Here is a 20,250-nt window from a genome sequence, read left to right on the forward strand (position 1 = left end):
CGCCGCCCGGGGCGATGGCGGCTGAGAGCCACCGACGCGGGCGCCGCCCCGTCCCCGGATCCGCCCGGTCAGCCACCGCACGGACCCCCGAAGGACGCCCCGGGATCGCTCCCGAGGCGCCGTGGACAGGTGGCGGCTAATGAGCACAAAATAGGAACATTGTCAAGATCCCTGCGCCGCGGGACGCCGCGACGCGTGCGGGTCAGGCGCGGGTCCCCTCGCCCGTGCGGGCCGCGCTGGTCACGCATTCGAGTCGGACACGGGCGCTGGCGGCGGAGCGCGACGCGCCCCCTCTCCCGTGCGGGAGAGGGTTGGGGTGAGGGGCACGACGCGTCAGGATCGAGCACGCGGTCGACAGGCAAGTCCGTCGCGCTTTCTGCGGAGGCCGCCCATCCCTCACCCTGTCCCTCTCCTGCACGGGAGAGGAGACCCGCGCCTGGTCCTCAAGCCGCGTTGCCGCGGCGGATGTGGGAATCCGTTAGTCCGCACGGGAGCGGCGATCCGCATTCGGACGACGGACCGGACAACCGGCCCGCCGGCGGGGGCGACACGGGTTGGCGGACGGGCATCCGGGCGCGGGACGGGATGCGCGGCGGGCAGCGTCCCGCTCGACCGCGTTCGCGGGCGCCCGCACCGTCCTCCGGGCGCCCGTCCGTCGGGTCAGCACACCGCCCGCGCGGCTTCGCGCACCTGCCGGGTCGCCCCGTCGACCCGCTCGCTCGCCCGGGCGATCGCCTCCATGCCGCTCGCGATCGTCGCGACGCCCTGAGCGGCGGTCTGCATGCTGCCCGACATCTCGCGGGTGACCGCCGATTGCTCCTCCACCGCGGCCGCGATCGCCCCGGAGACCTCATCGAGGGACTGGATCGTCGCCTGGATCGACCCGATGGCGGCGACGGCCTCGCGCGTGGCCGCCTGCGTCGCGACGATCTGCCCGCGAATCTGATCGGTCGCCCGGGCGGTCTGCTCGGCGAGCGCCTTGACCTCCGCGGCGACCACGGCGAAGCCCTTGCCGGCCGCGCCGGCCCGCGCCGCCTCGATGGTGGCGTTGAGCGCCAGCAGGTTGGTCTGCCCGGCGATGCCCTGGATCAGGGTCACGACGTCGCCGATCTGGGCGGCTTGTCCGCTCAACCCCGCCACGATGGCGCCGGTGTGCCGGGCCTGCTCGACCGCCGCGCCGGCCATGCGCGCGGCGTGGCTGACCTGCTGGCTGATCTCGCCGACCGAGGCCGACAATTCCTCCGCGCCCGAGGCGACGGACTGGATGTCGCTGGAGACATGGCCCGTCGTCGCGACCGCCGTGACCGTCTGCCGGGTCACGTCCTCGACGGCCGTGCCGATCGCATCGAGGTCCGCGCCGATCGCCCGCTGCGCCTCGACCCGCCGCTGGCGGTCCCGGACCTGCGCCGTGATGTCGGACGCGAACTTCACGACCTTCAGGACGCGCCCGTCGACGTCCAGGATCGGGTTGTAGGTCGCCTGGAGCCAGACGTCGCGGCCGTCCTTGGCCACGCGCCGGAACTCGCCGGCGGTGAATTCGCCCCGCCCGAGCCGATCCCAGAACGCCCCGTAGGCCTCGCCGGTCCGCTCGGCCGCCTCCACGAACAGGCTGTGATGCTGCCCCTGGATCTCGTTGCGGCGGTAGCCCATCGTGTCGAGGAAATTGACGTTGGCCTCCAGGATCGTGCCAATCGGATCGAAGGCGATCACGGCCTGCGAGCGGTGCAGGGCGGCGATCTGGCCGCTCAGGTTCAGGGCTTCCGCCTTCAGGGCCGTGATGTCGCTGGCGACCGCCACGACCTTCTCGATCCGACCGCCGCGCCCGACGACCGGGACGTAGCTGCCCTGGATCCAGACCTCGCGCCCATCCTGGGCGACGCGCAGGAATTCGCCGCTGCGGGCCTGACCCCGCCCGAGATCGTCCCAGAGTTCGCGATCGGCGGTCCCGCCGCGATGACGGGCCGGGACGAAGAGACTGTGATGACAGCCCTGCACCTCGGACAGGCCGTAGCCCATAAGAGCCAGGAACGGGCCGTTGGCGGAGAGAACCGTCCCGTCCGTCCCGAACTCGACCTTGGCTTGGACGCGATCCAGGGCGTCGAGCAGGAGACGCTCCAGACGCGGGCGAACAGTCAGCATTGCAGGATCCCGGGGTCGGTGTCGGCGGCGGTGAAATCTGACGTTTTATTCAGATGACGCCAATATCGGTATTTTATATTGATTAAAGAATCACAAACAGGCCTTATTTCGCAATAATAATATTGACTTCGCATAATTTATAATACTGAACGTCACCCTATAAACATTCGGTTTCTCTGGATCCTCTTGCGTGAGAATAAGCGGTCCGGTTACTGGTATCTGCGAAGCGCCCAATGCGATTTCGTAGACGGCATTCGGAGTTCAGAGCCGACCGGCATGACGACAGTTCAGGCGGCCCTCGATCCGCGCATCTGGCGGCCCCAGGCGCAGTTCTCGGCCAGCATCGCCTCGCCGACCCAGCTCAAGCGGTTCAACGACACCGGCGGCATCGCGGTCCATCTGGATGTCATGCGCGAGACGCGGCCGGACATCGCGATCTCCGGCAGTCAGAGCGAGACCCTGAGCGTCTGGGAAACGCGCTCGTCGAGCGGCTTCGTCACCAAGCCGAAATTCGTGGCCGGGCTCGTGACGATCCGCTTCGTCACGCGCGGCCACGTCGTCTCGTCACGCCGAACCGGCGATCTTCTGGCCTCGACCGCCATCGCGACCCTGACGGGCTTCGAGGAGCTGCACGAGGTTCACGCCTCGCCCGCGGTGAGCGCCGTGAGCGCCACGATCGCGGCGGCCACGCTCGCCGCGGCCAACACGGCGCTGACGGGCAGCGATCAGCCGGGCCTGCCGGCCCTGGCGCCGATCGCCGAGATGACGCGGCCCGGCATGGGGGCGCTGTTCTGCACGATCCGGCTGATCCAGGGCCGCATCCAGGGGCTCGATCGGCGCGCCGATCTGGTCCTGCCCCTCCTCGAGGAGGTCATGAGCTACCAGCTGCTCTCGACCTGGCCGAAGCGCGCCGACGGGATTCCGGCGCCGCCGCCGGATGTCGCCTCGCGCCGTCTCCGGCGCGCCATCGACTACATCGAGGCCCATCTCGCGACGGCCCTGACCCTGGCCGACGTGGCGACGGCGGCCGGGATCGGCGTCCGCTCGCTCCAGAACACGTTCCGGACGGAGCTGGGACGGACGCCGGTTCAGTTCATCATCGACCGGCGCCTGGCGCGCGCCCATGCGGATCTCCTCGCCGACACGGGCGCGCGCCGGTCGATCGCCGAGATCGCGCGGTGCTGGGGGTTCGTCCACATGAGCGACTTCGGGCAGCGCTATCGCCGGCTCCACGGATGCACGCCCTCCGAGACGCGCCGGCAGGCGCAGCGCGGGCACTGAGCGCGGGCGATGGCGGACCCGCGGGGGCGCCCCGCCCGTTCCGAACCTCCGACGCGCGCGCTACGCGACCTCCGCGAGCGCGCCGAACAGCGACAGCACCACCGGCCGCCGGTCGAGGTTGTAGATGGCGGCTTCCCGGGCGACACGGCCGAACCGGTCGGCGACCTCCACCAGGGCGGCGAGACGGGCCGGCGGCTCGCCCCGGCGGCGGTCGAGCTCGGCCGAGACGAAGCGCAGCACCGCGTCCTGGGCGGCCTCGAACCGCGCCTCCGCGTCCCGGCCCGCCAGGGTCTCGGCGAGCTTCAGGACCCGGCCCCAGTCGGGGTCGCGCGCCCGCGCCAGCAGGGTCTCGACCTCGGCCACGAGGCCGGCCGTGACCGGGTCGAGCATCGCCAGCGCCCGGGCGACCGAGCCCTCGCAGGGGGCCAGGGCGCGGGCCAGGGCCGATTCGTCGGGCTGCGGGAAGGGTGGGGGCAGGGCGCGCACCACGCGCGCGACGTCCTCGGGCGCCAGGGGGCGCAGCGTCAGCGCCCGGCAGCGGGAGCGGATCGTCGGCAGCAGCCGGCCGGGCTGGTGGGACAGGATCAGGAACAGGGCGCGGGGCGGCGGCTCCTCCAGCACCTTGAGCAGGGCGTTGGCGGCGTTGGCATTCAGGTCCTCGGCACTGTCGAGGATGCAGACCCGCCAGCCGGAATCCGTGGCCGTCGATGCGAACAGGTCCAGCGCCCGGCGGACCATGTCGACCGAGATCTTGGTCGGCAGGGCCTTGGCGCCGGGGGATCGATGGCGGCGCAGGACCACGAGATTGGGATGCGACAGGCCCGCGACCTTGCCGGTCACGGGGTCGCCCGCCGGCACGTCGAGCCCGGCCGGCCCCCCGCCCCCAGGATGGGCGAGCAGGCGGCGGGCGACCCGGTAGGCGAGCGTCGCCTTGCCGATGCCGGGGGCGCCGCCGATCAGCCAGGCATGGTGCAGGCGCCCCGCGGCGATCGCCGCCGCGAAGGCCGCGGCCGCCGCCCCGTGGCCGACGAGGCCCAGGGTCTCCCGCGGGCGCGGGATGCCGGGCAGGTCCCCGGGCTCGACGTCGTCGGCGGCGCGGTCGATGGGCTTCATGGCGCGTCCCTGCGGGCTCTCGTCCGACTGGCGGGCTCGGGGGTGCTGCTTACAGGCCCCGACGGGCGGCGCCCAGCGGCCCCGGTCGCGGGGCGACAGGACGGGGGCAGGCACCCCCTCACGCCGCGTCGCCGCGGCTCCCCGTCCCTCCTCCTGCCTCGGCCATCAGGTCCGGCAGGCGGGCCGCGACGGCCGCGCGGATCGCGGCCTCGACCGAATCGGGATCGCGGGCCGCGTCGATCACCGCGCAGCGCTCCGGCTCGGCCCGGGCGATCGCCAGGAAGGCGTCCCGCAGGCGGGTGTGGAAGTCGAGGGATTCGGCCTCGAACCGGTCGGCCGCTTGACCCGCCCCCTGCCCGGCCCCCCGCGCGACCGCACGGGCGAGGCCGGTCTCGGGGGGCAGGTCGAGGATCAGGGTCAGGTCGGGCCGGGTCGGGCCGACCACGACCCGCTCCAGGGCGCCCACGAGCCCCGGATCGAGGCCGCCGGCGGCCCCCTGATAGGCCCGGGTCGAGTCGATGAAGCGGTCGCACAGCACCGTCTCGCCCCGCTGGAGCGCCGGGCGGATCAGCCGGTCGAGGTGGTCGATCCGGGCGGCGCTGAACAGCAGCGCCTCCGCGAAGGGGCCGTGGGGCTTGGCCACGCCGGACAGCAGCGCCGCGCGGATCTCCTCCGCCCGGGGCGAGCCGCCGGGCTCGCGGGTCACGCACACGGCGCGGCCGGAGCGGACGCGCAGGGTCGCGGCGAGGCGGGCGATCTGGGTCGACTTGCCGGCCCCCTCCCCGCCCTCGAAGGTGACGAAGGCGCCCCGCGCCTGCGCGGATTCCCCGGCGGACGGCACGGTCACGGGCCTCCGGTCACGACGGGTTGGCCGCCTTGTCGCTGCCTTTGCCGGCCCGGTCGAGGGCCTTGCGCACGAGGCCGGTGCCGAATTCCAGCGCCGCATCCATCGCCCGCTGCGGCAGCGTGCCTTGCTCCACCGCGGCGCCGGCATAGAGCGGCTGATCGAGGGCGACCGTGTCGCCCCGCTGGACGCGCAGGACGCCGACCCGCTGGCCCTCCTCCACCGGGGCGACGAGCGGCCCGGTATAGATCGCCTTGGCGCTCACCCGGTCGCTGGAACCGCGGGGCAGCAGCACCCGCACCGGCTTCTTGGCCACCAGCGGCACCGAGCCCGACTGGCCGCCGAACACCGAGGCCTCGGCGACCGTCTCGCCGGGCGCGAAGATCTGCCGGGGCTCGAACGCGCGAAAACCCCATTCCATCAGCTTGCGCGCCTCGGAGGCGCGGTCCCGGGCGGTCTTGAGCCCCGAGACCACCAGCACGAGCCGCTGGCCGTTCTGCACCGCCGAGCCCGTGAGCGCGTAGCCGGATTCCTCCAGGTAGCCGGTCTTGAGCCCGTCCGCGCCGATATCGAGGGCGAGCAGCGGGTTGCGGTTCTGCTGGCGGATCTTGTTCCAGGTGAACTCCTTCTCGGAGAAGATCTTGTAGTAGTCCGGGTAGGTCTCGATGATGTGGAGGGCGAGCTTGGCCATGTCCCGGGCCGTGACCTTCTGGTCGGGCGCCGAGTAGCCGGTGGCGTTGCGGAAGGTCGAGTTCGTCAGCCCGATCTCCTTGGCGCGCTGGTTCATCAGGCCGGCGAAGGCCTCCTCGGACCCGGCCATGTTCTCCGCGATGGTGATGGCCGCGTCGTTGCCCGACTGCACGATCAGGCCGCGCAGCAGGTCCGCCATCTTGATGCGGCTGTTGACCTGCGCGAACATCGACGAGCCGCCGCCCCCCGCGCCGCCGCGCTTCCACGCGTCCTCGGTGACGGTGAACTCCGTGTCCATCGACAGGCGCCCGGATTTCAGCGCCTCGAACACGATGTCGGTGGTCATCAGCTTGGCCATGCTGGCCGGCGAGAACCGCTCGTCGGCGGCCTTCTCGAACAGGACCGAGCCGGAATCGGCGTCGATCAGGATCGCGTGCGGGGCCGCGGTCTGGAAGCTCTGCGCGGCGGCGGCGGCGAGGCCGGCGCCCAGCGCGCAGGCGGCCGCGAGGAGGGTGAGAAGGGGTCTGCGCATCACCGTTCCGTCCCGCGCCTGCCGTCGGGCCGGAAGCGTTCCGGCCGTATCCCAATAACAAGCGTGACCATATTACGGTTTCGGCTGCGGATCGAACGCGAAATGCCGCATCGGCGGCCGGATCCTCCGAGGGGCCGGCCTCAGTAGATCCCGGCGAGGCGGGCGTGCTGCCCCCCGGCGGCCTTCACAGCAGGCGCCTTCACCGCGGGTGCCTTGGCGGCCGCCGTCTTCGTCGGCACGGCGCCGGCGGTCGCGCCGCCCTTGGCACCGGCCGCCTTGGCCGGCACCGCGGCGAGGCGCGCCATGGCGAGCTTGGCCGCGACCGGCATCGCCACGGGGGGCGCCGAGGGGCGCGCGGATGGGGGCACGGAGGGACCCTGGGCGAGCTTCGTCGGGCCGGGTGCCGCAATCCCCCGGCCGTGGACCTCGGCGAGCGCCGGACGGGCCGCCGGCCCGGGTTTCGGGGTGAACTTTCCGGCGGCAAGACCGTGCGCCGGCGGCGGGGCCGGGGCGAGGGCCTGGGCGAGGCTTGGGTTGAGACCCGCGACCTTCAGGTTCCCGGCCGCGAGGCCGCCGCCCCTGGCGGCGGTCTGGACGGGGGCGGGCCGGAACTCCCGCACCCGGGGGGCGGTGGGCTGCACGGCCGCCGGGACCGTCACGGCGGCCGAGGCCAGGACGATCGGCGCGCGCACCGGCGTCGGCCGCTCGGGCCGCGCGGCCGGGGCCTCGGCCGGCTCCGGAGCGGAATCCTGGGCGGGCCGGAAGGCGAGCGGCGCCGGGGCGGAGCGCGCGAAGCGCTCGGTGTCCTCCGTCGGGCCGAGATCGGCCATCATCACGGTCGAGCGGCCGGCCGGGCGCCCGTCGGTGCGCAGGCTGGCGAGCAGCTTGCGGTCGTCGCTGCCGGCCACCGAGGCCTTGCCGACATACTCGACGCGGACATGCGCGGTGCCCTTGCGGTGGAAGCCCAGCGCATCGGCCGCCTCCTCGGACACGTCCATGACGCGCCCGGCATGGTAGGGGCCGCGGTCGTTGACGCGCACCACCATCGAGTAGCCGTTGTCGAGATTCGTCACCCGGGCGTAGCTCGGCAGCGGCAGGGTCGGGTGGGCGGCGGCGATCGAGTGGCGATCGAACACCTCGCCGTTGGCGGTCATCCGGCCGTGAAAGGCCGAGCCGTACCAGGAGGCGAGCCCCTCGCGGACGTAGCCGTTCGGATTCTCCTTGGGCACGTAGGTCTGCCCGGCCACCACGTAGGGCTTGCCGGTATAGCGGCGCCCGCCGCCCTTCGGGATCGCGTCGCCCTCGTTGTAGAGGCGCGGGCTCGCCTTGACCCCATATTTCGGGTCGATGCCGTTCCCGGCGGCGAGCTTCTGCTGAGGCGAGGTCGCGCAGTTGGCCGTGGCCAGGGCCACGCCCGAGATGGCCATGAGCCGCAGGGCGAGGCGCGCCGGCCTGGGGAGCGTCGTGCGCACCATCGTGGGGTTCACCAAACTCTACGCGTGACCGGGGTCCGGAACCGGACCGGACCCGCCCGCGTCCAGAGGACCGCGACCGGGTCCACCCAGAATTGTAGCGGTCGCGTAAAGGAAGCCTGAACGACGGCGGCCGTCGGGGTTCAGATCCTGCGCCAGAGGGAGCCGAGGATCTCGTGCATTTGATGAGAAAAATCGAACAACTATCTGTTAAGTTGTAAGAAATCAGAGATCCGCCATCGCGCGGATCCCGCCCCGGCCATGGGCCACAATGTTCGCGCCGTGGTTCGGGACGGGGCGCGCCACCGCGGCGCGGTCGGCGCGTGCCCGGCGCGCGAGCCGGCCACCCTCACTGCCCCTGTCCGCCTCTCGTCAGGCGCGGGGACCCGAACTCCGCCAGGCGCGGGTCTCCGATCGCTCGCCCTCCGCTTCCCTCCGCCTGCCGGCGCGGATCTCCCTCAGCGCGGCGGCGTCTCCGTCAGCTGCGCGATCGACTGGGCGCCGCGCTGCTTGAACAGCAGGTCGAGCCCCTCCAGGATCAAGGCGTGCATCTTGGTCCGCTCGGCATAGGCGAGGTCGCGCAACTGGTCGTAGACCGGCGGCTCCAGGTAGACCGACATCTGGTGGGCGCGCTGCTTGAGCGTGGCCGCGGGCTTCGGCGCCGGGGGCGCCAGGGTCAGCGACACGATCTCGGCACCCTGCGGCCGGCCCCCCGGCGCGGATCGGGCGAGGGGATTCACCTGCGGGTTCGCCGAGGCCACGATCGCCGCGAGGCTGAGCTTAGGCGGCTTGGACATGCTGACCCGACCTCAGGGACTGCGTGCGGCGCTCGATCCAGGACCAGAGGCGGCGGACCTCCCCGGCGGCCTGACCCTTGGGGTTGAATTCCGTGACGCCCTGGCCGAGGCCGATCGCGTCCTGATGGTCGGCGCGGGCGACGATGTTGACGTCGGGCAGGATGCCGAGCACCGCCAGTCCGTCCGCGGCGTCGCGGACCCGGTAGGAGCGCGGCGGAGTCTGGTTCAGCACGAAGGCGAACTTCTTCTCCAGCCGGTAGACGGCGGCCAGCGTCGGCTTGAACGCCCGCAGGTCCGCGGGGGTCGGCCGGCACGGGATGATGCACAGGTCCGCCGCGCGGATCGCCGAGAGGGTGCCGGTGGAATCGACCCCCGGCGTGTCGATGAACACGTAGTCGTAGGCCGAGTCGCGCAGGCGCTCCATCACGGCGTCGATCTGCGTGGCGTCGATCTGCGCCACCTCCGGACCGTCGGCGGTGCGGTGGTCGAGCCAGTCGGAGATCGTCGCCTGCCGGTCCATCTCCAGGATGCAGACCGTGTGGCCCGCCTCCCGGGCGGCCACCGCCAGGGAGATGCACAGCGTGCTCTTGCCGCTGCCGCCCTTCTGCGTGACGAAGGTGATCGCTTTCATCCTGGGCGTCCTCCAGAAGGCCCCGTACATCCGTCCGGGCGTTCGCGACCGCCTGTCGCTGCGCCGTCCGTTCAAACCTCAGGTATGCGAGTCGCGGCGTGCCGCGATCCTGTGACCCAAGGATGTCCCGGCACAACGTGACGCCGGCATGGTTAACGCATCGTTAAGACCAGAGCCCGCCCGGTCATTCGGTTCCGGACCCGCGACAGGACATCCACCTAAACTTCAAGTTAAGATTCGCGATCGATAAGAGGTTAACAGCCTTTCCAGCGCCGCCAGGATACCGTAGCGTGACCGCGCAGATACCAGGAGCTTGCCGGGGGTGAAAACCTCAAGTTTACTCACCCCGGTCGCTCCGGCGAGGAATGGCATGGCTGAAGCCCCGATCCCGCAATCGATTCTGGAGGCCTCCGGCGTGGTCGGCACCTGGGCTCACGATTACTGGGCCGGACAGCTGGCGCTGTCGGCCTCCTTCGCGGGTCTGCTCGGCCTCGACCCCGAGACCGCCGCCGCCGGGGTGTCCCTCGAGGCCTTCCTCGACCGCACCCATCCCGAGGATCGCATCCGGATCGAGAGCTACCTGCACGCGGTGGCCGAGACCGGCGGCCCCGTGGAGGCGGAGTTCCGAACCCGGGACACGCGGACCGGCATCCGCACGCTGCTGATGCGCGGCCGGATCGAGCGGGACCCGGCCGGCGGGGCGACCCGCGGGCGCGGCATCGCCATCGACCGCACCGAGGAGCAGGCGGCCAACCTCGTGCAGAGCGAGCGGGTGGTGAACCGGATGGCCGAGCACATCATCGCCCTGCGCGACCTCGCCCGCGCCCTGCACCGGCCGGCGCTCACCGACCGGATCGAGCACCTGATGATCGAGATCGGCTTCGAACTCGCCCGCTTCCTGCCGGAGCCCGAGGACGAGCCGCGCCACTGAGGACGCCGGCGGCCGCCCGATTGATCGCGCCCGTCCCGGCCAGCTACTGTCCCGGCAACACTTTGCCGGGAGGACGGGGATGGCCCGCGACACGATCTACGACCGCGACCTCGACCGCGTCCCGGCCAATCACCAGCCGCTGACCCCCCTGCTCTACCTCGACCGGGCCGCGCGGGTTTTTCCCGACCACGTGGCGGTGGTCCACGGCCCCCTGCGGCGCTCCTACCGGGACCTCTACGCCCGGGCGCGCCGCCTCGCCTCGGCCCTGGCGGCGCGCGGGCTCGGCCGCGGCGACACCGTGGCGGCGCTGCTCGCCAACACCCCCGAGATGGTCGAGTGCCATTACGGCGTGCCGATGACCGGGGCGGTGCTCAACACCCTCAACACCCGCCTCGACGCCGACGCGATCCGCTTCTGCCTGGAGCACGGCGAGGCCAAGGTGCTGATCACCGACCGCGAATTCTCCCGGACGGCCGCCGCGGCGCTGGAGGGCCTGGAGACCAAGCCCTTCGTCATCGACGTCGACGACCCCGACTATGGCGGCCCGGGCGCGCGCCTCGGCGACACCGACTACGAATCGTTCCTGGCCGGGGGCGACCCGGAGCACGACTGGCGTCTGCCGGACGACGAGTGGGACGCGATCGCCCTGAACTACACGTCGGGCACCACCGGCGATCCGAAGGGCGTGGTCTACCACCATCGCGGGGCGGCGCTGCTGGCGCTCGGCAACGTCATCACGGGCGGGCTCGGCCAGCACCCGGTCTATCTCTGGACCCTGCCGATGTTCCACTGCAACGGCTGGTGCTTCCCCTGGACCCTGTCGATCGTGGCCGGGACCCATGTCTGCCTGCGCCACGTGCGGGCGGAGGCGATGTACCGGCTGATGGCCGAGCACGGGGTCACGCATCTCTGCGGCGCCCCGATCGTCATGCAGATGCTGATCAACGCCCCCGATGCCGAGCGCCGCGACCTGCCCCGGCGCGTCGCCTTCTTCACCGCCGCGGCGCCGCCGCCGGAGGCGGTGCTGGCCGGCATGTCGGAGGCCGGGTTCGAGGTGACCCATCTCTACGGCCTGACCGAGAGCTACGGTCCGGCCGTGGTCAACGCCTGGCACGCCGACTGGGACGCGCTGGCGGCCGACCAGCGGGCGGCCAAGAAGGCCCGCCAGGGCGTCCGCTACCCGGTGCTGGAGGGGCTGGACGTGCGCGACCCGGAGACCCTCGAGCCGGTGCCCGCCGACGGGGCGACGATCGGCGAGGTGATGATGCGCGGCAACGTGGTGATGCGCGGCTACCTCAAGAATCCGGCGGCCACGCAGGCCGCCTTCAAGGGCGGCTGGTTCCGCACCGGCGACCTCGGGGTGAAGCACCCGGACGGCTATGTGCAGCTCAAGGACCGCTCGAAGGACATCATCATCTCGGGGGGCGAGAACATCTCGTCGATCGAGGTCGAGGATGCCCTGTTCAAGCATCCCGCGGTGGCCGCCGCCGCGGTGGTGGCCAAGCCCGACGCGAAATGGGGCGAGACGCCCTGCGCCTTCGTGGAGCTGAAGCCGGGGGCGAGCCCGAGCGCCGACGAGCTGATCCAGTGGTGCCGCGGGCGCCTGGCCTCCTACAAGCTCCCGCGCCACGTCGTGTTCGGCGACCTGCCCAAGACCTCCACCGGAAAGGTGCAGAAATACCTCCTGCGCGCCCGCGCCCGGGAGGACGACGGGGCCTGACCGGTCTGCGGGCCGGGTCAGGCCTGCGGCGGGTCCCGGCGGTCGGCGCGGACCGGGACCGGGGCGGCCTCCGGGGCGGAGCCGGCGCCGCGCAGGTCGGCCAGGATCAGGGCGACGACATCCTGGAGCGACATCAGGCTGAACACGGCGATGGAGGCGACCAGGGCGGCGGAGACCAGGGTCTTGGCGGTTGCGGGATCCACGGCGGGAGTCCTTGGCTTCGCCCCGCGCGGGCCATCCGGGCGGGGGGCGCCGCAGACGGCGCCGGTGCCTCTCCAAGGTGGTCGCGCCGCCCGCCCCGCGCCAGCGCCGCCGCGGTCGCGCCTGGCATGCGTCCGGGGCCGGGCTCGGCCGTGATCCTGGTTACCGCGACGCTTCCCCGGCCGGCTGGCCGCCGTCGCGCCCGGACCCGTGCAGCTTTCCAGGCTGGCCGAACGTTGCGTTTCCCGCAATAAGCGCCCGCGCGGAGCGGCGCGCATCCGGGAGAGAGACGGCATGGCCGGAAGCGGCATCGCGAACGGCGCCCGCGCGGCGCTGCTCGCCGTTCAGGGGCTGATCCTGGCCGCGGGACCGGCCCTGGCCCAGGGAACCGTGCCGGTCCAGCCGCCGCCGGTCACGGCCCAGGCCGCGCCGCCCTCGGAATCGCCCCAGGCGCAGCCGCCCGCCGCGGCGCCGGCCGAGCCGGTGACCCGCGCCGGCTACGCCTACATCGGCGGCCGCTACGAGAAGCTCGGCGACAAGACCGTGATGGTCGGCCAGATGTTCGTGCAGTCGCGCACGCCGGCCCGGATCACGCAACCCTATCCGGTGGTGATGGTCCACGGCCTCGCCCAGACCGGCGTGAACTACCTTGCCACCGCGGACGGCCGGCCGGGCTGGGTGCAGCGCTTCGTCGAGAAGGGCTATCAGGTCTACGTGGTCGATCAGGTCGGCCGCGGGCGCTCGGGCACCAACCCGGAGGTCTACGGTCCCTACGACCGGCTCGGCACCCGCAGCCTGGAGCGGACCCACACGGCGCCCGAGGTCTACGACCTGTATCCCCAGGCCAAGCTGCACACCCGCTGGCCGGGCGGGGCCGGCGTGCAGGGCAACGCCGCCTTCGACCAGTTCTTCGCCAGCCAGGTCCCGTTCCTCGCCAACAGCCAGCAGACCGAGGAGCTGGTCGACCCCGCGCTGACGGCGCTGCTCGAGAAGATCGGGCCGGCGATCCTGCTGACCCACGGCCAGGCGGCCCTGTTCGGCTGGGCGGTCTCCGACGCGCGGCCGGACCTCGTGAAGGCGCACGTCGCCGTCGAGCCCAACGGGCCGCCCTTCTTCGACGTGCAGTTCCGCGGCGGCAAGGACTTCTGGGAGAAGACCGGGGACGGGCGCGCCCGCGCCTACGGGCTGACCCGCATGCCGCTGACCTTCGACCCGCCGGTCAAGGCGCCCGAGGACCTGGCCGTCGCGCAGCAGGCCAAGGGATCCGACGGCAAGGCGGTGGACGGGCGGATCCGCTGCTGGCTGCAGGGCGAGCCCGCCCGGACCCTGCCGAACCTCGCCAAGGTGCCCACCGTGGTGGTGACCGCGGAGGCCTCCTTCCACGCCACCTACGACGAGTGCACCATCGCCTTCCTGGCCCAGGCCGGCGCCAAGCCGGACGTGATCCGGCTGGCCGACCGGGACCTCCACGGCAACGGCCACATGATGATGCTGGAGACGAACAGCGACGCCGTCGCGGACGTCCTGGCCGGCTGGCTCGCGGGGCGCCTGCGGTAGCCCCGGGGCGCCGCCTCCCACTTCACCGATACGTGTCGCAACGGCAACAGCCGTCGCCTTCCGCGTGAAGGCCGCTTGCGGATGCGCCCGGCTGTCCGTAGTCCGGGTCGGAGAAACATCAAGTATTACAGTAGTTTATCACAATTCTAAACAGCCCGCTTGAGGCGTCGGGGACGAGTCCGGCGAACGCGGCCGGCTGCCCGCAGCGTCGCATCCGGCGAGAGACCATGAGAGCCGCCCAACCCCTCCCCTGCGTCGTCCGGCGCGTCACCCTGCGCACCCTGCGCACCCTGCTCGCCGGCGCCTCGCTCGCCGTCCTGGCGCAGGCCGCGCCGGTCGCAGCCCTGGCGCAGGACGCGCCACCGCGCCGCGCTGCCCGCCCGGCGGCGGACGGCTCCGTGCAGCTCGGGGAGCTGAGCGTCGAGAGCCAGGGCGGCGGCGCACCGGTCTCCGCGGTCCGCGCCGGAGCGCCGGCGCGCGCCGCCGAGAGCCCGACGGGTCCGATCGACGGCTACGTGGCCCGGCGCTCGGCCACCGCGACCAAGACCAACACCCCGCTGATCGAGACCCCGCAATCGATCACCGTCGTGGGCCGGCAGCAGCTCGACACCCAGAACGCCCAGACCCTCACCCAGGCGACCCAGTACGTCGCCGGCACCTACGCGGGCACCTTCGGCGCCGACTCGCGCCTCGACTTCTTCCAGCTGCGCGGCTTCGTGGTCAGCGATTACGGCCTCTACCTCAACGGCCTGCAGCTCCTGAACTACGGCTTCGCCTACAGCCGGGTGAACACGTTCGGGCTGGAGCGCGTCGAGGTGCTGCGCGGCCCCTCCGCGGTGCTGTTCGGCGCCGGCAATCCCGGCGGCCTGATCAACCAGATCAGCAAGCGCCCGACCGAGAGCCCGTTCGGGCTCATCGAGGTCGGCGGCGGCTCCTTCGACCAGCGCTACGCCGCCTTCGACGTCGGCGGCCCGGCCGACGCCGAGGGGCACTGGTTCACCCGCCTGACCGGCTACGCCCGCAACGGCGGCACGCAGGTCCAGGGGGCGCCGGACGACAGCTACTACATCGCCCCGGCCTTCACCTATAAGCCGGACGGGTCGACCAAGTTCACGGTCCTGTCGAGCTTCCAGCACGACAACACGGCGGTGACGGCGAACTTCCTGCCCTATTACGGCACGGCGCGGCCGACCGTGCTCGGCCTGCGCATCCCGCGCTCGCTCAACGTCGGCGATGCCGGCTTCAACACCTACCGGCGCGACCAGGCCTTCATCGGCTACGAGTTCGAGCACGTCTTCGACGACACCTGGGCGGTGCGCCAGAACGCCCGCTACGCCTACACGCAGAGCTACCAGAACTCGTATATCGGCCAGCTCGGCTACGCCGACCCGCTGCAGACCCAGCTCGGCCGCTACCTGTTCCGGGATTCCGCCAAGATCGCGCAGCTCGACGTCGACACGCAGGCCGAGGCCAAGTTCTCCGACGGCTTCTTCCGCCACGACGTCCTGATGGGAATCGAGTACCGGAACTTCCAGATCCACGACAACCAGGCCTCGGGCTTCCCCGGCCCGAACCTCAACATCTTCGCGCCCTCTTACGGCCCGCAGGCGGTCTCGGCCTCGCCCTACCTGGTCAACGCCGACGCGTTCCAGCAGGTCGGCCTCTACGTCCAGGACCAGATCAAGCTCACGCCGGAGCTGACCCTGATCCTCGGCGGCCGCCAGGACTTCGTCCAGAACACCGTCTACGACCGCCTGACGCCGTCGAACACCAACGGCCGCAACGACAGCGCCTTCACCTACCGGGCGGCGGCGATCTACAATTTCGACTTCGGCCTCGCGCCCTACATCATGTACGCGACCTCGTTCCAGCCCGAGATCGGCTCGGACATCAACAACCGCGCCTTCAAGCCCGACACGGGCGATCAGGTCGAGGGCGGCGTGAAGTTCGAGCCGCCCGGCCAGGGCTACTTCCTGACGCTCGCCGGCTTCGACATCCACCGCAACAACGTGCTCACCCCGAACCCGGTCAACACGCTGTTCAACACCCAGCTCGGCGCGGTGCGCTCCACCGGCTTCGAGGCGCAGCTCGTCGCCAACATCGCCGACGGCCTCAACCTCGTCGCCTCGTTCACCAAGTTCGACTTCACCACCGTACGGGATCCCGACCCGGTGCGGGTCGGCAAGAGTCCGGTCAACATCCCCCAGACCCTGGCGTCGCTGTTCGCCGACTACACGATCCCGCTCGGGCCGTGGCGCGGCTTCGGCTTCGGCGGCGGCGTGCGCTACGTCGGCAGCTCGTTCGCGGATGTCGGCAATACCCTGCGGGTGCCCGACTACGTGCTGTTCGACGCGCAGGTCCACTACGATTACGAGAACTGGCGCTTCCAGGTGAACGCCTCGAACCTCGCCGACCGGCGCTACGTGGCCTCCTGCCAGTCGAACGTGTCCTGCTTCTACGGCGACGCCCGGCGGGTGCTGGCGAAGGTCAGCTACAAGTGGTGAAGCGGCTCGGGCGGTCCCGTTTGCGACCGCCCGCAGCGTGGTGACCCGCCCCGTCATCGCGAGCGTAGCGAAGCGACCCAGGGTAGCGCGACATCATTAGCCTGGCGCGACCCTGGATTGCTTCGCTTCGCTCGCAAGGACGGCGCCCGGATCAGCCGTCCGCCGCCTCCGCCCCGGTGATCGGCCGCGGCCCGGACAGCCGGGTCGGCAGGGCGTCGATCCGCAGGGACCGGCGTAGCGCCCGCGAGAAGGCGTCGACCGCCACCGTCACCAGGGCGGTGGCGGCGATCAGAACCACGGCGACGTCGAGGCGCAGCTCCGAGATCGCGGCGTCGACGTAGAAGCCCAAGGTCGTGACCCCCAGGATCCCGAAGATCGCGCTCTCCCGCAGGATCAGCTCCCAGCGATAGAGCAGGTAGGCCAGGAACTGCCCGTAGAGGCGCGGCACGGTTTCGTAGGCGTAGAGGTCGAGGCCCCGGGGGGCGTCGGCCCGGTAGGGGATCGCGTCGGCGTGCCGGCCCATCAGGTAGGCGACGATGCCGGCATTGTGCAGCGCCAGGGCGAGGATCGCCGGCAGCATCGAGGGGCCGAGCAGCTGCAGGCCCAGATAGGCCAGCATGTATTCCGGCGTGGAGCGCACCACCACGAGGAGCGCCCGCCCCAGGGGCCGCCCGACCGGGCCGGCGAAGCGCCGCGCGGTCAGGGGGAACAGGACCAGGGCTCCGAGGGCGGTGGCCGCCAGGGCGATCTGCGCCAGGATCAGGGTCTGGGCCGTGCCGGGCAGGACCTGCCCGGTCAGGATCGGGCGCAGCCACGATCCGAATCGCGCCCAGGTTTCGGGCTCGGCCAGGGACGCGCCCCGGAGCGGGGCCGGCACGATATCGTGGCCGAGGAAGCGGGCGAGGCTCGGGCCGATCGCCGCGCTGCCGACGGTCGGCGGCAGCACCAGCGCGGCGCCGACGAGGAGGACGGGGAGAGTCCTGGCGCGCACCCAGAGCCGCCGGGTTCCGATCAGCGCGTAGAAGATCAGGAGCAGCGCCCCGGCCTCGGCGTAGCGGCCCTGGCGGAAGGCGGATTCGAAGGCGAAGCCCATGGTCGGCAGGCCGATGAAGCCGAGCACGAGGCTGGAGCGCAGGCCGCATTCCAGGCGATAGAGGGTGTAGTCGCGCATGCGCCCGGCCACCTCGGGCAGGCGGGCGTACAGGAAGGCCGAGACCGCGCCGGTGCCTGCTGGCAGGACCCGGAGCGCCGCGAGGTCGGCCTCCTCGATCAGCTCGGCGTAGACCTTGGCGCAGATGCCCGCGTAGGGCAGCGCGATGGCGAGCACCCCGGTGGTCGCCGAGAGCCCGAAGACCTGCATCAGCAGCAGCGCCCAGAACAGCTCGTGGACGGCGCGCAGGCCCGCGCAGGCGAGCCGGACAATCCGCGAGCGGGCGAAGGGGATCGCCAGCAGCAGTCCCGTCCCGGCGCCCAGCCCGACGCCGAGCATCGCGAAGGCCACCGTGGTGACGACGCTCCAGCCCTCCACGGCGGGGAAATCGGGCCGGATCAGGCCGCCGAGGAGCCGGGCGAGGTCGGCGAAGGGGTGGAGCGTCGTGACCTGCAGGTCCGCCACCAGCAGGCCGGCGAGTGCCGTGGCCAGGAACCAGCGGCTCACCGCCGCGTAGCCCGGCCGCGGCCGGAACGCGGCCTTGCGCGCGACGGCGCGCATCAGGCGGCCTCGTAGAAGGGGCTGAGCTGCGCCGGATCGAGGCCCGCCGCGGGCGCGTCGAGGACGATCCGGCCGGCCTCCAGGACCACGATCCGGTCGGTATGGGCCAGCGCCAGGGCGACGTCGTGCAGCGCCAGGATCAGGGTCTCGTGGCTGCGGGCCAGCTCGGCGAGGATCCGGCCGCCCTGCTGGCGGTCCAGCGCCGAGACCGGCTCGTCCCCCACCAGGATCGGCCGGCCGTTGTAGAGGGCGCGGGCCACCGAGACGCGCTGCTGCTGCCCGCCGGACAATTCCCCGGCCCGCGCCCAGAGCTTGTCCGAGAGCCTGACCCGGTCGAGGACCGCCTCCACGGCGGCGACGTCGGCCCGGGCCGGCCGGACCAGATTGCGCAGGTTGTGCAGGGTCGAGCGCCGGTCGAGGCGGCCCATATAGACGTTGTGGAACACCGAGAGCGGCCGCACCAGGGCGGCGGCCTGGGGCACCAAAGCCACCCGCTCGGGCGCCTGGGCGTGGATCAGGCCGATCAGGGTCGACTTGCCGGCCCCCGAGCGGCCCATCAGGGCGACGTGCTCGCCCGCCTGCACGGTCAGGTCGATGCCGGACAGCACCGGGCGCCCGTCATAGGCCGCGGCGGCGTTCCGGAGAACGATGGCCCCCCCGGCCTCCGCGCCGCCCGCCACGCGCTTCAGTCCAGCAGGCCGGTGGACTGGCCGACCGCGACCAGGGGCACGTAGGCGGCATTGGTCACGGGGATGAACTTCGAGCGCCCGAACGGCTCCAGGATCGCCCGATCGGTGATGCCGGTCAGCGCCGCCCGCAGCTTCTCGGTGAAGCCCGAACCGTAGGTCTGGTCCACGTCGCCCCGCACGGTCCACTGGTAGTCGGGGAAGGTCGGGCTCTCCCAGATCACCGAGACCGCGCGTCGGTCGACCTTGCCGGCCTTGGTGTCGAGGTCCCAGACCGAGTAGTCCACGGCGCCGACCGCGAAGGCGCCGGACTGGACGAGCTGGATGGTGCGGCTGTGATCGCCCGAGAAGCCGACGCGGGAAAAGACCTCCTCGGGGCTCTTCCCCGGAAAAGCCTGCCGGATGAAGTATTCCGGCATCAGCCGCCCGGAGGTCGAGGCGCGGGCGCCGAACGTGAAGGTTTTTTCCGCGATGGCTTTCGGGAAGTCCTGGCCCGGCTTCAGACCGGTGGCGGCGTTGGCGATGAGGTAGGTCTTGAACGCCGCGTCCTCGGCGCCCTGCGCGATCGCCTGGGAGCCCGGCACGGCCCTGCGCGCCTGGACGCCGGTGAAGCCGCCGAACCACGCGAGCTGCACCTGCCCGTTGGTGAAGGCGGTGACGGCGGCCGGGTAACTCTTCACCGGAATGTAGCGCACCGGCACGGCGAGCTTGGCCTCGAGATAGGTGGCGACCTTGCCGAAGCGCTCGACGAGGCGGCTCTCGTCCTGGTCGGGGATGCCCGTGAAGACGAGGGGCGGGACCGTCCTGTCCTGCGCCCGAACCGGCGCGGCGGCCATCGCGATCCCCGTCAGGGCGGCCAAGCCGCCGAGGGCGAGCCGCCCGAACCATCCTGATCGCCGCATGGGCTGTCCGCCTCGCCGCGCCCGGCTCCGACCGGCGCATCTCGACGGGCGGCGTAGCAGAGATCGCCTCCGGCCACACCATCGCGGGCCGCAGACGTCCCGCGGACATCCCCTGGCAGGCCCGGCGGGCACCCCCTTGGCGAGCCCCCTGCCCGCCGCGAAGCGCGGGGGGCGGGGGCGGCCGATCAGCGCGCGTGCCGGCGCATCATGTGGCGGTGGTGATGCCGGTGCATCATGCGGTGGCGCGCCATCCGCGACTGCATCCGGGCGGTGCGGTGCATGCCGCCGAAATTGCTGTTGCCGGTGGCGGCGGCATTCCGGTTGAGGCCGTCCCCGGGGGCTGCCAGGACCGGCGCCGCCGTGCCGAGGACGAGGCCGAGTGCGAGCGTCGCGCCGAGGATGATCTTGTTCATGGGGCGGATGTCTTTCAGCGACCCTGCGTCGCGCCGACCGAACGGACCAGAACCGCTCCGGTTCCGGAGACGGTCGCGCGTCGCGGTGCGGCATCCTGCAACGGGGGATGCCCCGTTCCCGCGCGC

General features: G+C 72.1%; 17 protein-coding genes. 5 read left to right on the forward strand and 12 right to left on the reverse strand.

What is annotated here, in order from left to right; all coding sequences use genetic code 11:
- Positions 1-660: 660 nt before the first annotated feature.
- Entirely contained in the window at positions 661-2,139 is a 1,479-nt protein-coding gene (locus ACXJKQ_RS23190; protein WP_457108053.1) for a methyl-accepting chemotaxis protein, read from the reverse strand.
- Positions 2,140-2,415: 276 nt separating this feature from the next.
- On the opposite strand from ACXJKQ_RS23190, the gene ACXJKQ_RS23195 reads away from it, so the two are divergent.
- A complete protein-coding gene (locus ACXJKQ_RS23195) occupies positions 2,416-3,420 on the forward strand; it encodes a helix-turn-helix domain-containing protein (RefSeq protein WP_457108054.1) in 1,005 nt (334 codons plus the stop codon).
- Between the two features lie 60 nt (positions 3,421-3,480).
- On the opposite strand, the gene ACXJKQ_RS23200 is transcribed toward ACXJKQ_RS23195, so the two are convergent.
- From ACXJKQ_RS23200 to ACXJKQ_RS23225, 6 genes are all read right to left on the reverse strand, one after another.
- Positions 3,481-4,533, reverse strand: coding sequence for a DNA polymerase III subunit delta' (locus ACXJKQ_RS23200; RefSeq protein WP_457108055.1), 1,053 nt, complete (start codon positions 4,531-4,533; stop codon positions 3,481-3,483).
- A 118-nt stretch (positions 4,534-4,651) separates the two neighbouring features.
- Entirely contained in the window at positions 4,652-5,380 is a 729-nt protein-coding gene (tmk, locus tag ACXJKQ_RS23205; RefSeq protein ID WP_457108056.1) for a dTMP kinase, read from the reverse strand.
- A 10-nt stretch (positions 5,381-5,390) separates the two neighbouring features.
- Positions 5,391-6,599 (reverse strand): D-alanyl-D-alanine carboxypeptidase family protein, encoded by a 1,209-nt coding sequence (locus ACXJKQ_RS23210; RefSeq protein ID WP_457108057.1) that lies wholly within the window; start codon positions 6,597-6,599, stop codon positions 5,391-5,393.
- A gap of 140 nt (positions 6,600-6,739) precedes the next feature.
- A complete protein-coding gene (locus ACXJKQ_RS23215; RefSeq protein ID WP_457108079.1) occupies positions 6,740-8,074 on the reverse strand; it encodes a septal ring lytic transglycosylase RlpA family protein in 1,335 nt (444 codons plus the stop codon).
- Between the two features lie 455 nt (positions 8,075-8,529).
- Entirely contained in the window at positions 8,530-8,868 is a 339-nt protein-coding gene (locus ACXJKQ_RS23220) for a ribbon-helix-helix domain-containing protein (RefSeq protein ID WP_457108058.1), read from the reverse strand.
- Positions 8,852-9,499 (reverse strand): AAA family ATPase, encoded by a 648-nt coding sequence (locus ACXJKQ_RS23225; protein ID WP_457108059.1) that lies wholly within the window; start codon positions 9,497-9,499, stop codon positions 8,852-8,854. Before ACXJKQ_RS23225 ends, ACXJKQ_RS23220 begins: the two co-directional genes overlap by 17 nt.
- Before the next feature lie 370 nt (positions 9,500-9,869).
- Here ACXJKQ_RS23225 and ACXJKQ_RS23230 point away from each other — a divergent pair, with 370 nt between their 5' ends.
- Together ACXJKQ_RS23230 and ACXJKQ_RS23235 are read left to right on the forward strand one after the other, a co-directional pair.
- The gene (locus tag ACXJKQ_RS23230) at positions 9,870-10,430 is read left to right on the forward strand and encodes a PAS domain-containing protein (protein ID WP_457108060.1); all 561 of its coding nucleotides are present in this window, start codon (positions 9,870-9,872) and stop codon (positions 10,428-10,430) included.
- Positions 10,431-10,509: 79 nt separating this feature from the next.
- Positions 10,510-12,150 (forward strand): acyl-CoA synthetase, encoded by a 1,641-nt coding sequence (locus ACXJKQ_RS23235; protein ID WP_457108061.1) that lies wholly within the window; start codon positions 10,510-10,512, stop codon positions 12,148-12,150.
- A gap of 17 nt (positions 12,151-12,167) precedes the next feature.
- Here ACXJKQ_RS23235 and ACXJKQ_RS23240 read toward each other — a convergent pair whose 3' ends face one another.
- The gene (locus tag ACXJKQ_RS23240; protein WP_457108062.1) at positions 12,168-12,353 is read right to left on the reverse strand and encodes a hypothetical protein; all 186 of its coding nucleotides are present in this window, start codon (positions 12,351-12,353) and stop codon (positions 12,168-12,170) included.
- A gap of 292 nt (positions 12,354-12,645) precedes the next feature.
- Here ACXJKQ_RS23240 and ACXJKQ_RS23245 point away from each other — a divergent pair, with 292 nt between their 5' ends.
- Both ACXJKQ_RS23245 and ACXJKQ_RS23250 read left to right on the forward strand, forming a co-directional pair.
- A complete protein-coding gene (locus ACXJKQ_RS23245; protein ID WP_457108063.1) occupies positions 12,646-13,908 on the forward strand; it encodes an alpha/beta hydrolase in 1,263 nt (420 codons plus the stop codon).
- Positions 13,909-14,135: 227 nt separating this feature from the next.
- A complete protein-coding gene (locus tag ACXJKQ_RS23250; RefSeq protein WP_457108064.1) occupies positions 14,136-16,412 on the forward strand; it encodes a TonB-dependent siderophore receptor in 2,277 nt (758 codons plus the stop codon).
- A 151-nt stretch (positions 16,413-16,563) separates the two neighbouring features.
- Here ACXJKQ_RS23250 and ACXJKQ_RS23255 read toward each other — a convergent pair whose 3' ends face one another.
- The 4 genes from ACXJKQ_RS23255 to ACXJKQ_RS23270 form a co-directional block, all read right to left on the reverse strand.
- The gene (locus ACXJKQ_RS23255) at positions 16,564-18,123 is read right to left on the reverse strand and encodes a PhnE/PtxC family ABC transporter permease (RefSeq protein ID WP_457108065.1); all 1,560 of its coding nucleotides are present in this window, start codon (positions 18,121-18,123) and stop codon (positions 16,564-16,566) included.
- On the reverse strand, positions 18,123-18,803 hold the full coding sequence (locus ACXJKQ_RS23260; RefSeq protein ID WP_457108066.1) for an ATP-binding cassette domain-containing protein: 681 nt from the start codon (positions 18,801-18,803) through the stop codon (positions 18,123-18,125). Before ACXJKQ_RS23260 ends, ACXJKQ_RS23255 begins: the two co-directional genes overlap by 1 nt.
- Positions 18,804-18,808: 5 nt before the next feature.
- The gene (locus ACXJKQ_RS23265) at positions 18,809-19,711 is read right to left on the reverse strand and encodes a putative selenate ABC transporter substrate-binding protein (protein WP_457108067.1); all 903 of its coding nucleotides are present in this window, start codon (positions 19,709-19,711) and stop codon (positions 18,809-18,811) included.
- A 185-nt stretch (positions 19,712-19,896) separates the two neighbouring features.
- Positions 19,897-20,124, reverse strand: coding sequence for a hypothetical protein (locus ACXJKQ_RS23270; protein ID WP_457108068.1), 228 nt, complete (start codon positions 20,122-20,124; stop codon positions 19,897-19,899).
- Positions 20,125-20,250: the final 126 nt, after the last annotated feature.

It is taken from the genome of Methylobacterium sp. P5_C11 (assembly GCF_054049775.1).

Excerpts from the sequence above, each read along its gene's own strand:
- ACXJKQ_RS23190 (WP_457108053.1), bottom strand. The coding sequence starts at position 2,139 with ATGCTGACTGTTCGCCCGCGTCTGGAGCGTCTCCTGCTCGACGCCCTG.
- ACXJKQ_RS23195 (WP_457108054.1), top strand. The coding sequence starts at position 2,416 with ATGACGACAGTTCAGGCGGCCCTCGATCCGCGCATCTGGCGGCCCCAG.
- ACXJKQ_RS23200 (WP_457108055.1), bottom strand. The coding sequence starts at position 4,533 with ATGAAGCCCATCGACCGCGCCGCCGACGACGTCGAGCCCGGGGACCTG.
- ACXJKQ_RS23210 (WP_457108057.1), bottom strand. The coding sequence starts at position 6,599 with ATGCGCAGACCCCTTCTCACCCTCCTCGCGGCCGCCTGCGCGCTGGGC.
- ACXJKQ_RS23215 (WP_457108079.1), bottom strand. The coding sequence starts at position 8,074 with ATGGTGCGCACGACGCTCCCCAGGCCGGCGCGCCTCGCCCTGCGGCTC.
- ACXJKQ_RS23220 (WP_457108058.1), bottom strand. The coding sequence starts at position 8,868 with ATGTCCAAGCCGCCTAAGCTCAGCCTCGCGGCGATCGTGGCCTCGGCG.
- ACXJKQ_RS23225 (WP_457108059.1), bottom strand. The coding sequence starts at position 9,499 with ATGAAAGCGATCACCTTCGTCACGCAGAAGGGCGGCAGCGGCAAGAGC.
- ACXJKQ_RS23230 (WP_457108060.1), top strand. The coding sequence starts at position 9,870 with ATGGCTGAAGCCCCGATCCCGCAATCGATTCTGGAGGCCTCCGGCGTG.
- ACXJKQ_RS23235 (WP_457108061.1), top strand. The coding sequence starts at position 10,510 with ATGGCCCGCGACACGATCTACGACCGCGACCTCGACCGCGTCCCGGCC.
- ACXJKQ_RS23245 (WP_457108063.1), top strand. The coding sequence starts at position 12,646 with ATGGCCGGAAGCGGCATCGCGAACGGCGCCCGCGCGGCGCTGCTCGCC.
- ACXJKQ_RS23250 (WP_457108064.1), top strand. The coding sequence starts at position 14,136 with ATGAGAGCCGCCCAACCCCTCCCCTGCGTCGTCCGGCGCGTCACCCTG.
- ACXJKQ_RS23255 (WP_457108065.1), bottom strand. The coding sequence starts at position 18,123 with ATGCGCGCCGTCGCGCGCAAGGCCGCGTTCCGGCCGCGGCCGGGCTAC.
- ACXJKQ_RS23265 (WP_457108067.1), bottom strand. The coding sequence starts at position 19,711 with ATGCGGCGATCAGGATGGTTCGGGCGGCTCGCCCTCGGCGGCTTGGCC.
- ACXJKQ_RS23270 (WP_457108068.1), bottom strand. The coding sequence starts at position 20,124 with ATGAACAAGATCATCCTCGGCGCGACGCTCGCACTCGGCCTCGTCCTC.